A 15,095-nucleotide genomic window follows, 5' to 3' on the forward strand; every position below is an offset into this window, starting at 1 on the left:
AACTATGATTTAATTAAATTTAATAATTGCTGATTAACTTTTACTTCTTTTAATTCTTCAACTATAATTTGATTATATTGATCAGAATTTGTTACAACAATTGGTGTAATTGTAGACATACCTTTATCCTGTATCATCAAACGGTCAAATGTTAATATTTTTTCTCCCTGCTTAACTGTTTGTCCATCTGATATATGTAATGTGAAGGGTTTACCTTCTAAAGATACAGTTTCAAGACCGACATGAATGAGCAACTGCTCACCATCATAACCTTGAATTCCTATTGCATGTTTCGTTGGTGCAATAAAAACAATTTCTCCTGATATCGGAGCATAAACGTCATTATCAGTAGGTTCTATCGCGACACCTTGCCCCATCGCACCTGAGCTAAATACCGGATCAGGGACATCCGACAATACAAGCATACGCCCTTTTAATGGTGCGTAAATAACTGTCTCTCGATCTCCATTCATAGTGATTGCCTTATCATTTTGACTTTCAATTCCATTATTATTTAAATCTGAAGCCACTTGTTTAGCACTATCTTCTCCATAACCAAAAATTTGTATTAAAATTATAGGCAAAATTAGAGCAATTAATGTACCAAGCAAAATTCCCCATATCGACATAGGATAATCCTTATCCATACCATTTAAAAGTGTAATGGGTCCCGGTAATCCTGCATAAGCGAAATATTTCGGATTAAAAAAGCTTGCTGCAACTGCACCTACTGCACCTGAGAAACTTCCAAAAATAAATGGCTTTTTAAAGCGCAAAGTCACACCATATATCGTTGGTTCTGTAATACCAAAAATACCTGTAATACCTGCTGATGTACTTATTTTACGTGTTTCCTTATTCTTTGTTTTAAGAATAACACCTATTACTGCCCCTATTTGTGCAATAACTGCAATCGTTTGATATGCTTGGAAAGAGTCCATGCCATACTGTTCATAGTTTGCAAGTACCATCGGTGTTACTCCCCAATGCACACCAAAAATAACAAACACTTGGAAAAAGCCACCAATAATAGCACCTGCTAAAGGCGGGAACGTATCCGCTAAAAAGTTATAGCCATTTGCGATTGCATTGGCTGCTCCTGCTGTAATAGGTCCTATAAACATTAATACTAGTGGTACCATAATTAAAATACTAAAAAACGGTACAAATAAAGCTCTTGTCACCTCAGGAATCCACTTATTTAAATATTTTTCAACATAAGATAACAACCAAACAAGAAATAGTGGTGGTAGTACCGTTGAAGCATATGTCGTTTCAGACAAACTCACACCTAAAAATTTAATAGATTCTCCATCTGCAATACGCTGTGCCATGTTTGTCCATTCCGGCGTTAATAAAGCTGCTGTTATAGCCATCGCAATATATACATTGACTTTAAAATGTTTTGCAGCAGTTAATGTAATAAAAATAGGTAAAAACGTAAAAGGGGCCCATGACATCATACTTAAAATATGATGTGTACCTGTTTCGGAAAACGTCGGAAAAATCAGACGAAGAATAATTAAAAAGCCCTGCAAAATACCAGCAGCAGCGAGTACATAAATAAAAGGCGCAAATACTGCTGACATCGTCGCAATAATACGATTAAGTATTGTCCCCTTACTTTTCTCCTGACTTCCTACCATGTCTAATTTATCTTCTACTAATAAAATAAATGCATCATATACTGTACCTACGTGTTGACCTATCACCACTTGAAATTGTCCATTGTTTTCAACAACTGTGATAACACCTGGCAGAGATGAGACAACTTCCTTTGCCTTAGGCTTTGAACGTTTTAACACAATGCGCAATCTCGTCGCACAACGTGTTACATTTACAATATTATCTTCACCTCCCACTGCCTCTAATATTTGTTGAGCCAGTGCTTTGTAATCCCTCACTTTTTTCGTCATATTTATTCATTCCTTTATTTTTATACTCACATTATAATTGTTAGTGTATAATTTATCAAGAGGCGTATAATATAATTGTGATTGTATTTTATATTAATATGGTATACTCTTTTTAATTACTTTAATTATTATCAAAATATGAAAGCTTAACAGAAATGAGTGTTACCATGCTAAAATACCAAACAATTGCAAATGAAATTGAGAATTATATTGAGACACACCAGTTACAACACGGCGAAAAATTACCCGTTCTAGATCAATTAATGACACAATTTAATACGAGTAAAACAACGATTATTAAAGCATTAGATTCATTAGAAAAACAAGGGATCGTATTTCAAGTTCGAGGAAGTGGTATTTTTGTCCGTAGAAAAAAGAGAGCTGATTATATCAGCTTATTGTCAAATCAAGGCTTCAAACAAGAATTAGAACAATTTAATATTACATCTGACATCATTGAATTTAATATTCAAAAACCTACACATAAAATTGCTCAAAACCTACATATTTCATTAGATCAAGATATTTACTATGTCAAACGTGTACGTCATATGGATGGTAAGCCATTTTGCATAGAATCTTCTTACTATAATAAAGCTTATGTTACTTATTTAAATAACGAGATCATTCAAAATTCCATCTTTAGTTATATTCAAGAAGGTCTAGGTTTAAAAATAGGATTTTCTGATTTTTATATGCAAATGGATAAACTTACAGCATTCGAAGCAACGCACCTACATCTTCAAGAGAATGATCCAAAACTTATTGTTGAGCAATTATTTTACTTAACAAATGGTGTACCTTTTAATTATTCCGAAATACATTACCATTACCAATATGCCAAATTTTATGTTTTTAGTACAAATCATTAATAATGATAACTCACTGACTAGATATCTATAACGGTGCAACATTAATTCCTGCACTTCGATTTAAGATTTAGTTAAGAATTGTTAACACTTAGTTAATGTCAATTTCTTTCATTGCTTTGTAACATAGATAGTGTAAAAACAAAGCGAAAGAGGGAAATCAAAATGAAAATCAAATCAATCTTATTATCAACAACTGTTGCAACATCTTTACTTTTAGGCGCATGTGGCAATATGGATGACGACAAAGAAATGAAAAAAGACGACAAAATGATGGAAAGTAAAATGGAAGATAAAAAAGCTGACATGAAGTCAATGATGAAAGAAGGTATGTTCAAAGGCGAAAACGATCAAGAAGTTGAAGGTAAAGCGATGATTAAAGATGGCAAATTAATGCTTTCTGATTTTAAATCTTCTAAAGGTCCAGACTTACACGTTTACTTGACTAAAAATGGCGATGTCGAAAAAGGTATGAAAATTGATAAAATCAAATATGATGAAAAAGAACAAACTTTCGACCTTAAAGATGTTAATGTTGACGACTATGATACAGCAACAATTTACTGTGACAAAGCACACGTTGTCTTCGGTAACGCTAAATTAATGGACACTAAATAATTCATTGAACATTTAATATAACCCAACATATTGCATGAGATAGAATTCTAATAACATAGGGTTCTATCTCATTTTTATCAATTTATAAAGGAGCAGATACAATGACAATGGTTTGGAAAATAATAATACTGTTAATCAGAATGGGATCTGGGTTAATTATGCTTATGCAAGGTTTTGAAAAATTAACAGGTGGTTTTACAGTCAGTGGACTAGTTCCCGTCATCAAAAACAATCAAGATACACCTGATTGGTATAAATCTTTTTTTGCAAATATCGTCAGTCAACAGTTGGATCTATTCCAATGGTTTATTCCGCTGGGTGAGATTGCGATTGGCTTGGGCTTATTACTTGGTATCTTATCTTATATCGCTAGTTTCTTCGGCGCTTTTGTGATGTTAAATTATCTTCTGGCAGATATGATTTTTACGTATCCATTACAGCTATTTTTCTTTATAATATTATTAATGAATAAAGAAACACTGTGCAAACTAAATTTGATGCACTTCTTTAAAAGAAAAAAGCTAAGGGATGATAAACATGACGCACCACGTATTGATTGTTGATGATGAACCCGACATTTGTGATATATGTAAAACATATTTTGAGTTCGAAGGTTATCGTGTATCCATTGCCTCTAACGGTCAAGAAGCAATCGATATGTTAGACCAGCATATTGATTTGCTCATTTTAGATATTATGATGCCCCAAAAAGATGGCTATGCTGTCATCAAAGATATGAAAGCACGCCACTTGGATATTCCATATATTTACTTAACCGCTAAAACGACTGAGGCTGATACAATCTATGGTTTAATGCTGGGTGCAGATGACTATGTAAAAAAACCATTTAGTCCAAGAGAGTTGGTGATTCGTGCTAAAAATATTTTATCGCGTACATGTCATCAATCTATCGATCACGAAACATTAACTTTCGGTACACTCACTCTGAATAATCTCACAAAAACTGTGACGATTGAAGGGCAAAACATCGACTTGAGAGTGAAAGAATTTGAATTATTATGGTATTTTGCAACACATGAAAATATAGCGTTATCTAAAACTGATCTCCTAGAACAAGTATGGGGATATGATTATTATGAAGATATGAATACTTTAAACGTGCATATACATCGTCTACGTGAAAAATTAGAACACTATCATTATAATGACTACCAAATCAAGACGGTGTGGGGACTTGGTTACAAATTCCAGAGGGGGCATTAGAAAGATGACAATACGCAAACAACTCTTTATATCTTTTGTCACTTCTATTATAATTACAACATTATTTCTCTATATTTTTTATAAAATGATGTGGTTCAATGGTCAACAAACAATTGTATTAACATTATTTTCATTGATTTCAAGTATGATGACAATGATGATTGCGATGACCTTTTCTGTGCCAACCATTCATAAAATCGAACGTTTAAATAACGAAACTCAAAAGATATCCAATGGTAATTTCAATATTGATCACCTCAATATTCAATCTCCTCTTGAAGTCAAAGAACTAAACGAATCTTTTGAGCAAATGGTGACACAAGTTCAAGCACAAATGACACAAATTAAAAATGATGAACTTGAAAAGATGCATATGGTACAAAATTTAGCCCATGATTTAAAGACACCATTAGCAAGTATTAAATCTTATTCTGAAGCATTACAAGATGGTATAATACAAGACTATGAATCACAGCAACATGCTTATAAAGTATTGATTAACCAAACAGATCGACTCAGCCATATGTTCGATGACTTAACAACAATGGTTAATGTCGCCACGCACACGAAAAAACAAGAACAACTACAAATTGATCAATTGCTTCTTTCTATATTAGAAGGTTATCAACATCATTTTGAACAACAGCAACGCCATATCAATGTTGAAGTAGAAGACCATATCCCTCGCTTCATACAAGATCAAGTCGCGATCGAACGCATTATCTCTAACTTTTTAGATAACGCCTTAAAATTTTCTGAAAGTGGTACACCTATCAGTATTAGCGTACACAAAACAAAAAGCGAACAACTTGCCATCGCAGTTAGTGATCAAGGACAAGGGATCCCATCTCGATATATCTCACGTATCTTTGAACGTACCTATCGCGTTGAAGGCTCACGGAACCTCAATAGTGGCGGTTCCGGCTTAGGACTTTATATTGCTCAAACACTTGCACATCAAATCGGTGGTCAAATTACTGTTGAGAGCCAACCTAACATGGGTTCAACATTTACATTACAATTCCCAATATAAAATAAAGGTTTGTTGCGCATTCTAAAATGGCGAACAAACCTTTATTTTGAGTTATATAGTGTTTTAATCTTTCTTTATACTTCTATTACATTTAAAAACCTTTGTAGTGCTTCTGTTTGGGGTTGTGTAAATAATGTTTCTGGAGGTCCCTGTTCACCGATTAAGCCATCATTTATAAAAACAGTTCTATCGGATACCTCACGTGCAAAACGCATTTCATGTGTCACAATGACCATTGTCATTCCCTCATTGGCTAATTCTTTTATAACTGCTAATACATCATTCACCAATTCTGGATCAAGCGCAGATGTCGGTTCATCAAATAGCATAACTTTGGGATTCATAGCTAATGCACGTGCGATAGCGACTCTCTGCTGTTGACCACCAGATAAGGCATGTGGACGTTGATCTTTCACACCTTCTAATCCAACTTTAGTTAATAATTTTAACGCCTCATCATACGCTTGTTGCTTTTTAATTTTTTTAACTGTAACTAAGCCTTCCATGACATTTTCAATTGCTGTTTTATGTGGAAATAAATTATAACTTTGAAATACCATACCCGATTGTTTTCTCACTTCAATTTGTGCCTTTTTATTATCTGCCGTATACGTTTTACCATTTACATATACGGCACCTTCAGTAGGTACCTCTAAAGCATTCATCATCCTTAACAATGTCGTCTTACCGGAACCTGATCTGCCTATTAACGTAATAACTTCACCTTGTGCTACTGAAAGATCAATACCTTTAATAACTTCTTTACCATTAAAAGACTTTTTTATATTTTGAAGTTCAATCATGAGTGATACCCTCTTTCAATATAAGATTCATAGTATGATTGAACCACGGATATGATAAAACATGTGATCCAGTATAACAGTGCGACTAATAAATAAATAGTCAAAAATTCATAGCTTGTAGATGCTACTTCTTGTGCTTTTCTAAACATTTCTGCAACTAAAATAAATCCTAATAATGATGTGTCCTTGATTAGACTTAAAAAGGTATTGCCCAATGCAGGTACCGACACTCTAATTGCTTGAGGTAAAATAATACGTTGGATTGTTTGTTTATAACTCATACCAATAGAGTACGCCGCTTCTGTCTGTCCTTTAGGTATCGACATAATGCCACCACGTAGTATTTCAGATGCATACGCGCCAACGTTAAGCGACAACCCAATAATTGCAGCAATAACTGGTGACAACGTAAGCTGATTATCTGCATCTCCTGTTGCCAACCTACCTATCTCAGGAATACCATAAAAGATAATAAATAGCTGTACAATCATCGGTGTACCTCGAATGATTGAGACATAAAAACGTGCAATACCTCTCAATATTTTACTACTAGAAATACGCATCAAAGCAGTAAATAGCGCTAAAATTAAACCAATAGCAAAAGTCACTAATGTAATCGGTATTGAATATTTGACTAACCCCTCTAACATAGGCAGAAAAGCTTGTTTCGCAGCATTTAGCGCGTGGAGTTGCTCATCATTTAGGTTCTGAAACATTTTCACCAAACCATTTCTTACTTATTTTTTCTAACTCACCGTTCTCTTTGATTTTTTTCAATCCTTTATTGAAATCATCAACTATTTTATCATCTGTTTTTTTACTAAATGTAAACGCCGATTGACTTTGCTCTGCGTCACCATCAATGGCTTTAATTTTAGCATTAGGCTTTTGCTTTTTATAATCTAAGTATGAAATATTATCATTAAATGTTCCTTCAACGCGTTTAGATTGTAATAAATCCATCGCTTGATTAAATCCATCTACTTTTGTAATATCTGCACCTTTAGATTGTGCCAACTTACCATAATTTGAAGTTAATGTTTGGGCAAGTTTTTTACCTTTTACATCATCAAATGATTGAATATCATTATTATCTTCATTTACAACTAATACACCGTTTGAGTAAGTATACGGCTCAGAAAACTTATATTTTTCTTTTCTTTCGTCATTAATACCCACTTGGTTTGCGATAACATCAAAACGACCTGCATCTAAACCTGCAAACATTGAATCCCACTGTGTCTCTTTAAATTCAACGTCATAACCCATTTCTTTTGCTACAGCTTTTGTAACTTCTACATCATAACCTGTTAACTTGTCATTTTTATCGTGGAATGTGAACGGCGCATAAGTTCCCTCAGTTCCAACAATAATTTTCTTATCATCTTTCTTACTGTTCTCTTTAGTATCATTACCATTACCACATGCAGCTAATACAACCATTAGTGCAATAACAAGAAATAAACCTTTTTTCATATTTGTATCCTCTATTCTTAGTATTTTAATCAGATTAATTACAGTTTAGACTGAAATGTTTATGCTGTCAATGACAAAACCTTACACCATAAAAATCACTGATTTCGTCATCACAACAGTCATTTGGGTAACTCATATATTGTTACCTTATTTCTAACGTAACTTCAAAAAAGCACCTCTCGAATATTTTCGTGAAGTGCTGTAAACGTGCTTTCAATTGAACACAATTACCAAATCTGTCAGCGAATAGACTTACAACAACTTTGGTAATTAACGTTTAAGAATTATGGTGAACAATGTGTTTTTAAGATCTGGTTTTTTACGTTTAGAAAATCTCATTTCAAAATTTTTCGATTACATAGAATTACAGTAAATATCACTCAAGGGTAACTAAATAAACTGCTGGCTGGTGATAAATACTCTCGTTTCGTCCGGTTATCGTCCGGTTATCGTCCGGTCGTAAATATATTGATTTATCAATGTTTTTATGTATATCAATAGGTTATCGTCCGGTTATCACTTAATGACTTTATTAGTCTCTAATTAAATAATATCTAGTTCCCGGACCTCTACCTTCAGATCCGATAATCTCTAACTTCTTCAGTTCAGCAATTAACTCAGATGTATAGCTTTTTTGAAGTCCCATTGTTTCTTGAATTTCTAGCCTACTGGCTAACTTACCATCTGATAAAAATTCTACAATATCTGACAACTTTTGATTAGTTGGTATTTTATTTAACTTATAATTCTTATTAAATAATATTACAGTGAATAGATTATCTGTTGCTATCAAAATAGGTTATTCATTAAAATAATGAACAATTCTTCCTTTAACTTAGATAATAACACTCGAAAATTTTCCTCTTTACTCGAAAGTTCATAAATCCCTTGGTATCATTGGTTTCCCCATAATTTTTTAGTGCTTTTCTTTTCAGTTACTCGAAAATTTTCCTCTTTACTCGAAAGTTCATAAACCCCTTGATATCATTGGTTTCCCATAATTTTTTAGCATTTTTCTTTTCAGTTACTCGAAAATTTTCCTCTTTACTCGAAAGTTCATAAACCCCTTGATATCATTGGTTTCTCATAATTTTTTAGCATTTTTCTTTTCAGTTACTCGAAAATTTTCCTCTTTACTCGAAACCAAGTAAATAATATGTTCTCTTTGGATCATTTTTACTTGATCCATGTGTCGATATAATATTCATTGCTTCTAATTCTTTCAATCTTTTTCTTGCAGTAGGAACAGATCTTTGAATAATATCTGCAATTTTAGATGCTGTTAGTTCCCCTTGATTATATAAATGTCTCACAATTAATTCTTGTTGTTCATTTAAGCTTTCAAATAATTCAGGTGTTATTATATTACTCACTCTGCCTGTTTCTCTTTCTTTTCTAGCTACGATGTTATTCTTCAAAGTCAGTTGTACCGAACTATTATTAGGCTCTGAATAAACAGGATCATCTAAAAAATAGTCCTTCATTTCATCAAATATACGTCCTACACCCTCATTTGATTCTCGAACCCATTTATATTGAGTTAATGCTGCAGCTAATTTTGGATTCCTTGAATATCTTTCTTCTTTAATATTCTTTAACGTAACAGAAGCAGGCAGTGCACCAGGACTACTAATTTCTAATCTGTCGTCAAACATTTTTATTCTTATATGATCGCCTTGATTATCGTACCTGCGATGTACAATAGCATTTATCATCCCTTCAAACCAAGCAAATTCAGGATATTCAGGAAGCGTTACAAATTTCCCTTCTTTTCCTAAGAAAGTATATTCTCGTAATTGTGTATTAATAAAAGCTCTTGTCTCCCTAATTGCTATCGGTAGAGCTTTATCAAAAGTAATATCTTTAACTACATTAAGTCTTGGCCCGGATTCTTCTTTAGTACCTTCATATCTCATAAAACGAATTCTAGCACTAGGGAAATAAGCATTAATATTATTACTAAACAGTAACAATCCTGCAACTGTCAATTTTCCTTCACGCATGAATCCTCTAGCTTTTAGTAATTTTTCATCATCTACATTTGTATTAAGTAATTGCTTAAATTCACTCACTAGCATTTCATCTACATCTTCAATACTAGAATTCTCTACTAATTCTTCTTCAAAACGGCGTGAACCACGATCATATTCCAAATTTGTGATTTGATTATGAGTCAATTTTCTGCTTTTATCATTAATTCTTAAATATACTGAGTCATCTTTTAAGGTGATAATGGCATCATAACTAGGTTCAATATCAAAAACAAGGATTTCATCCATAGTTCCATCAAGTTTCTTCACTTCTATTATTTCATGAGTATATTTCGGTATTCTATATAAATATTCGAAAGGTGCTTCAATATACAATTCTTTCTTTTTTGCTTTTATATGGTTAAACCCTGAAATCTCACCATTATCTTCAATACCAATTACAAGTTTTCCACCTTCCGCATTTGCAAATGCACCAATGTGTTGAGCTACATCTTTAGGATTTATAGACGCTCTCTTTCTATCTAGAAGCTGTCCTTCAACTTCAGTTTGTAAATATTCAATATACTTTCTACTAGCCATCTCTAAACCTCTCAATCATGCATCTTATTGAGTTTATTATATCATCCAATCCTATATCTATCGATTTTTATTATCTCCCCTATCTACTTACTACATGAACCCCAGAGAAAACCAGGTCATTTCATATAGATTCATCCAGTTTAATATAATTAAATTTTAGCCAGTTTAAAATATAATTCTTCTGAAAGTATATATAAGTACCTCTACGAAAATAAAAAAGCACTCTCCAACAAAAGTTGGAAAGTGCTGAAACGTATTTGAACACAAATTGCTGATACAATTTGTATACCAAATCTGTAAGAGAATAAATTCGCAACAGCTTTGGTAATTAACGTTTTGAGAATTGTGGTGAACGACGTGCTTTTTTAAGACCTGGTTTTTTACGTTCAAAAAACTTTAGGTTTTCGTACAGTTGTATAGACCGTTGTAAGCGTTGATATTAAAGGATTTCTAATTTTTAGATTGCATAGAATTGCACCAAATATCACTCAGGGGTAACTAAATATACTGCTGGCCGGTAGTAAAAATTAAGTAAATTATTCATTAATTGTTAAAAAGTTATATAAATTTTTAGCGCGTTCTAATAAATCGTCATATGTCAGTATTAACAAAGAATTTTTTAAAATAATATTACGCCTTCTTAACCTTCCCCTATCTTTTTCTGAGAGGTCTTTACTTCGACCAATTATAATGTAACCTGTTGGTGTATAAAATTCTTTTAATGTTTCTCTTGCATATGAATTATTATGTTCTATCCATTCTAACCAATCATATATTTGTTGCTCTGCGTGGGTGAGTTTGCTCGAAGGATTGCCGTCCTTTGTATACAACTTATGTGTACTAGCTTCTAATTCTATAACATCGTATAAACCATTATTTCTTTTTAAAACATAATCGGTTTCAAACTCACCTCCGAGTTTATGTTTCGGTATCACTTCCACATATTCTGTTCCAAATAAAATAGGATATTCGCTAATACACTTTTGTATATCGTTTTCATTCCTCACATCTTGCTTCAAAATATTTTCTAATTTTTGAATAGCTTCATTTAAGTTGTTCAATAATAAATAAGCTCTATCATAGCGTTTGATTTTGTCTTGTAAAATTTCCTTCAACAACTGTGTCTCTCCATATGATAGAGCTCTGTTAGGCATTTTGAGTTCTAAGGAAGTTTGATCATTTATCAGAAACGTATCTGTAAATCTGTATTTAATATTATCTTCAGGAAATATAACATCATTATTATATATTTTTCTATAATAGTTTATTAATATAGGTTCTAAATCTTTAGTATTTGGATAGACAGGTATATCATGCACAATATACATTAGTAACTCTGCTAGGAAATCATCCTCATTAATATATATTCCCTTTAATGTATTTACTAACTCTAATCTATTGTATGTATCATTTATAGTGTAAGTTATTAAATAAGTAACTGGTTCATCATTATTAATGTCAAAAATAACTTCTTTTATAATGTCGTATAGCGAACTCAGATCCTCATACTTTTCTAAATTAACTTCTAATTTTCCATCTGCATCACTTATTGGATTTTCGTCACTAGTAATAAAAGTTCTTAATAATTTTGATTTATTATAAATATCTTTTCTTTTAATATTTATCTTCCTTTCTAACTCAAATTATAAATATATTTTGAATGTTATTTTAAGATATTATAAAATTGAGCCAAATTTTAATTTCATCCACTTTTAATTTATTATAAAGTGGGTGTTGAATTTGCATGTATTCTATTACTTTTTATTATTTCTATTTGGATATCTCTAATTAGATTTATACTTGTAAGTATAGCTTCACCTTGATTGAGTTTTTTTATTTGCCTAATTGATTGATCTGACAAATGGTTCTTTATAACTTCTATTTCGTTTTTATGAGTAAGTCTGTGAACTAAAAGTGTCCCGATTTGACCTAATAGTTCTTTTGGAACATCATGGGGATTTTGAGTGGTTAAAAATAAAAATATACCTTTTTTTCTTCCTTCTCGTGCAATATTTGTTAAACCAAATTGAAAATTATTCTCATCATTAACTTTGGAATAGCGATGAACTTCATCAATGAACATGACAAATGCTATATTATTTTTTTGCTTTTTGTCAATTATATATGTACTAATTAAATCTATTATCATTCCTCCAATACTATCACTTACACCAATAGTAGAAGTGTTAATATATAAACTATGATTATCTGTATTATTTAAAAATTTATCCATTTCTTCAATCAAATCGAATTTTCCATCAGTTTTTTGAGAGAAAAATTTCAATAAATTAGTGTTAGTTAATTTATAATCAATTTTCTGAACTAGCCATTGTTTTTGATTAAATTGAAATGATCCAGTAATATATTTTTTCATTGACTTATCAAGTTCAACTGCCTCTTCAGTAATCTGACTAGAAAGTAATGACAACTCAAAAGATGTATCTTCCTCCCTTAACTTTGAAAGTTCATTTGCTACATCAATAGGAGTTTTCCCAACCTTTATATATGTTTTGTTAATACCCTCTTTTTTTTGATAACGAAGACTTTTTATTGCATCAGCTAAAACAGCAGGTTGACTTGAATCATTTGTTTCAAATAGTGTAGCCCATTGACTAAATGTTAATCTACCTGCATCTACAACTGTATCTATACCTAAGCTTAGCTTTTTTATATTTTGATTTTCATCAAATGAATCTGAGTATTCTCCGGTAGGATCTATTATTAATAATTTTTTATTGTTATTAATTAGTTTATCTAGAATAGATAATGATGAGGTAGACTTACCACTATTTGTAGTACCAATTGCCATAAGATGTCTATCAAATAAAGTACTTGAATAAAGAGAAACTTCTTCAGATGGTGCGTTTGAAAGTTTTGCGAACGATTTCAACTTACTATCGGTACTGTCTGCATATTTTGGTCTAAGTTCTATGGATTGTAAATAAATTTCTATTATTCTTTTATTTGCAAAGTAAACTCTATCTGTCAATCCTACATTAGAAAAACCTGGAAGTTTAAATTTATTACTATCACTCGATAAAACTCCGATTAAATCTATATTTAATTCAGGATAAATTTTTTCAGAAATATTATTTAGTAGTGCATTATGAACACTGTCTGAATTTGGAATTTTCGATTGATAAACTTCTCCTAAGAATAAACCTGACACCGATTCAACTATAACTAAATAATTTATTGTATTTGGTATGATTAACTCTTTCCTAATTTTTTTAAATTTTAACCATGAAAGATTTTCAACTTGAACAACACTAGTATCTTTATAAACCTGTGAGATCATACCTAAATAATAATTATTTTTATCATTATCTGCATACAACATATCAATCACTATTCTCACCTCTAGAGAAGAAATACGTTAAATCATTATTCATTGTGGCTTGAAGAAATGAGATATTGTAGTCACTTTTCATTAATTTCAATAGCTCTTGCCAATTTTCATTAGGTTGTTCAGGTTCAATAATGTAGTCTGTAACTAATAATGTTAAACTTGGATTTGTTTTTATTGCTTGAATAATCATTTGAGAAATATGATTGTCTGCAAAACTAAATCCTGAGGTGATAAGAACAGTATTTGATTTACGAAGTAAAGATTGAAATTTTGTAAATAAATCAAAATAAGGTTTTTCATAGCTCTGCATATATTTATTTGAACTAGGAAAAATCATTATTGGATTAATAACTTCCCCCTTATTTTTTCTGATAATATTATTATTTTGTCTTTCCCAAGTCAACGAACCGTGAATTTTCAATAAATTCAATACGTTTTTTTTATAAGACTCTTTTTGTGATCTTACTTCCGATATTGGCTTAGATAAATGCCATTCAAACATGTCGATATCAAAAATTGGTGTATGAGCAAAAGTAAATCCATCAAATACTGTATAGTTTAAACTATATGCACTTTCTTCAACTACAATATCATAATTAGTAGTTACTACTGAAAGACGATTTGGAGCTTTATGTAAGTTTGTTAGTTGATTAATTAAAACTCCATGCTTAAACTTACTTTCATCATAATCATAAGATGTCTTTTCTTTGATAATTTCTATAATTTTTTTGAATGAATTGTTAAATTTTGATTTATCATTTCCTGATACAAAGGGTGAAAATGATTGTAATTGAGATAGAAAATCTTCTAAATTAAAATAATCCTCTGAACTTTGGCTATATTTGCACATTGAAGTTAGCTTATCTAAGGTGAAACAATAAGGCTCTTGTAATTGATTCCTGATTTCTTCACCTAACATATCAACTGTATATCCATAATTTTTATCTTTGTTCCCTACTACTGAAGCTCCAGCTCCAACTAAAAGTATTATATTATCAAAAGGACCCATAAAAGCAAAAATTTCATTAGCAATTAATTTGTTGAATATGTCCTCATTTATGGATTCATCTTTGTCTAAAAGTTCTTTTTCATCTTTATAATATTTATTACTATCATCTTTTGAAAATATTACACTTTTACTTATAAATTTGTTGTTCATCGTTATCCCTCTAATCATCTCACAATATGAACTTATTAAATAATGTATTTCCAAATATTATGGCAACATTGGAAAATG

Annotated in this window: 14 protein-coding genes and 1 pseudogene; 5 read left to right on the plus strand and 10 right to left on the minus strand. The window is 31.3% G+C overall.

Going from position 1 to position 15,095, the window contains the following annotated elements:
* Nucleotides 1-2 precede the first annotated feature (2 nt).
* A complete protein-coding gene (locus tag FGL66_RS07755) occupies nt 3-1,916 on the minus strand; it encodes a beta-glucoside-specific PTS transporter subunit IIABC (protein ID WP_180809258.1) in 1,914 nt (637 codons plus the stop codon).
* 167 nt (nt 1,917-2,083) lie between these two features.
* Between FGL66_RS07755 and FGL66_RS07760 the strand changes: the two genes are divergently transcribed.
* The 5 genes from FGL66_RS07760 (at nt 2,084) to FGL66_RS07780 (ending at nt 5,660) form a co-directional block, all read left to right on the plus strand.
* A complete protein-coding gene (locus FGL66_RS07760) occupies nt 2,084-2,788 on the plus strand; it encodes a GntR family transcriptional regulator (RefSeq protein WP_180809259.1) in 705 nt (234 codons plus the stop codon).
* A gap of 162 nt (nt 2,789-2,950) precedes the next feature.
* The gene (locus tag FGL66_RS07765) at nt 2,951-3,403 is read left to right on the plus strand and encodes a DM13 domain-containing protein (RefSeq protein ID WP_180809260.1); all 453 of its coding nucleotides are present in this window, start codon (nt 2,951-2,953) and stop codon (nt 3,401-3,403) included.
* A gap of 101 nt (nt 3,404-3,504) precedes the next feature.
* The gene (locus FGL66_RS07770; RefSeq protein ID WP_180809261.1) at nt 3,505-3,966 is read left to right on the plus strand and encodes a DoxX family membrane protein; all 462 of its coding nucleotides are present in this window, start codon (nt 3,505-3,507) and stop codon (nt 3,964-3,966) included.
* Nucleotides 3,941-4,627 (plus strand): response regulator transcription factor, encoded by a 687-nt coding sequence (locus FGL66_RS07775; RefSeq protein ID WP_180809262.1) that lies wholly within the window; start codon nt 3,941-3,943, stop codon nt 4,625-4,627. The genes FGL66_RS07770 and FGL66_RS07775 overlap by 26 nt, the downstream gene beginning before the upstream one ends.
* 4 nt (nt 4,628-4,631) lie before the next feature.
* Entirely contained in the window at nt 4,632-5,660 is a 1,029-nt protein-coding gene (locus tag FGL66_RS07780; protein WP_180809263.1) for a sensor histidine kinase, read from the plus strand.
* Between the two features lie 74 nt (nt 5,661-5,734).
* Here the strand turns inward: FGL66_RS07780 and FGL66_RS07785 are convergent, their stop codons facing one another.
* The 9 genes and pseudogenes from FGL66_RS07785 to FGL66_RS07825 form a co-directional block, all read right to left on the minus strand.
* Nucleotides 5,735-6,463 (minus strand): amino acid ABC transporter ATP-binding protein, encoded by a 729-nt coding sequence (locus tag FGL66_RS07785; RefSeq protein WP_180809264.1) that lies wholly within the window; start codon nt 6,461-6,463, stop codon nt 5,735-5,737.
* Nucleotides 6,460-7,179, minus strand: coding sequence for an amino acid ABC transporter permease (locus tag FGL66_RS07790; protein WP_180809265.1), 720 nt, complete (start codon nt 7,177-7,179; stop codon nt 6,460-6,462). Before FGL66_RS07790 ends, FGL66_RS07785 begins: the two co-directional genes overlap by 4 nt.
* Complete coding sequence (locus FGL66_RS07795) at nt 7,160-7,939, minus strand: amino acid ABC transporter substrate-binding protein (protein WP_180809266.1); 780 nt, start codon at nt 7,937-7,939, stop codon at nt 7,160-7,162. The genes FGL66_RS07790 and FGL66_RS07795 overlap by 20 nt, the downstream gene beginning before the upstream one ends.
* A 532-nt stretch (nt 7,940-8,471) precedes the next feature.
* A complete protein-coding gene (locus tag FGL66_RS07800; protein WP_258007268.1) occupies nt 8,472-8,732 on the minus strand; it encodes a hypothetical protein in 261 nt (86 codons plus the stop codon).
* Nucleotides 8,733-9,072: 340 nt separating this feature from the next.
* A complete protein-coding gene (locus tag FGL66_RS07805; protein ID WP_180809267.1) occupies nt 9,073-10,509 on the minus strand; it encodes an ATP-binding protein in 1,437 nt (478 codons plus the stop codon).
* A gap of 328 nt (nt 10,510-10,837) precedes the next feature.
* Nucleotides 10,838-10,930, minus strand: a pseudogene (gene rpsI / locus FGL66_RS07810) (30S ribosomal protein S9); the annotation flags it as partial.
* 115 nt (nt 10,931-11,045) lie between these two features.
* Nucleotides 11,046-11,837 carry a Shedu anti-phage system protein SduA domain-containing protein gene (locus FGL66_RS07815; protein WP_180809268.1) on the minus strand — a complete coding sequence of 264 codons (792 nt, stop codon included), beginning with the start codon at nt 11,835-11,837 and terminating at the stop codon, nt 11,046-11,048.
* Nucleotides 11,838-12,229: 392 nt separating this feature from the next.
* Nucleotides 12,230-13,849, minus strand: coding sequence for an ATP-binding protein (locus FGL66_RS07820; protein WP_180810503.1), 1,620 nt, complete (start codon nt 13,847-13,849; stop codon nt 12,230-12,232).
* A gap of 1 nt (nt 13,850) precedes the next feature.
* On the minus strand, nt 13,851-15,017 hold the full coding sequence (locus FGL66_RS07825) for an SIR2 family protein (protein ID WP_180809269.1): 1,167 nt from the start codon (nt 15,015-15,017) through the stop codon (nt 13,851-13,853).
* Nucleotides 15,018-15,095 lie beyond the last annotated feature (78 nt).

The organism is Staphylococcus sp. 17KM0847 (assembly GCF_013463155.1).
Taxonomy (GTDB): Bacteria; Bacillota; Bacilli; order Staphylococcales; family Staphylococcaceae; genus Staphylococcus.

Coding starts and splice junctions, on each gene's coding strand:
- FGL66_RS07825 (WP_180809269.1), bottom strand. CDS start 15,017: ATGAACAACAAATTTATAAGTAAAAGTGTAATATTTTCAAAAGATGAT.
- FGL66_RS07760 (WP_180809259.1), top strand. CDS start 2,084: ATGCTAAAATACCAAACAATTGCAAATGAAATTGAGAATTATATTGAG.
- FGL66_RS07755 (WP_180809258.1), bottom strand. CDS start 1,916: ATGACGAAAAAAGTGAGGGATTACAAAGCACTGGCTCAACAAATATTA.
- FGL66_RS07790 (WP_180809265.1), bottom strand. CDS start 7,179: ATGTTTCAGAACCTAAATGATGAGCAACTCCACGCGCTAAATGCTGCG.
- FGL66_RS07775 (WP_180809262.1), top strand. CDS start 3,941: ATGACGCACCACGTATTGATTGTTGATGATGAACCCGACATTTGTGAT.
- FGL66_RS07820 (WP_180810503.1), bottom strand. CDS start 13,849: ATGTTGTATGCAGATAATGATAAAAATAATTATTATTTAGGTATGATC.
- FGL66_RS07805 (WP_180809267.1), bottom strand. CDS start 10,509: ATGGCTAGTAGAAAGTATATTGAATATTTACAAACTGAAGTTGAAGGA.
- FGL66_RS07765 (WP_180809260.1), top strand. CDS start 2,951: ATGAAAATCAAATCAATCTTATTATCAACAACTGTTGCAACATCTTTA.
- FGL66_RS07795 (WP_180809266.1), bottom strand. CDS start 7,939: ATGAAAAAAGGTTTATTTCTTGTTATTGCACTAATGGTTGTATTAGCT.
- FGL66_RS07815 (WP_180809268.1), bottom strand. CDS start 11,837: ATGTATATTGTGCATGATATACCTGTCTATCCAAATACTAAAGATTTA.
- FGL66_RS07770 (WP_180809261.1), top strand. CDS start 3,505: ATGACAATGGTTTGGAAAATAATAATACTGTTAATCAGAATGGGATCT.
- FGL66_RS07785 (WP_180809264.1), bottom strand. CDS start 6,463: ATGATTGAACTTCAAAATATAAAAAAGTCTTTTAATGGTAAAGAAGTT.
- FGL66_RS07780 (WP_180809263.1), top strand. CDS start 4,632: ATGACAATACGCAAACAACTCTTTATATCTTTTGTCACTTCTATTATA.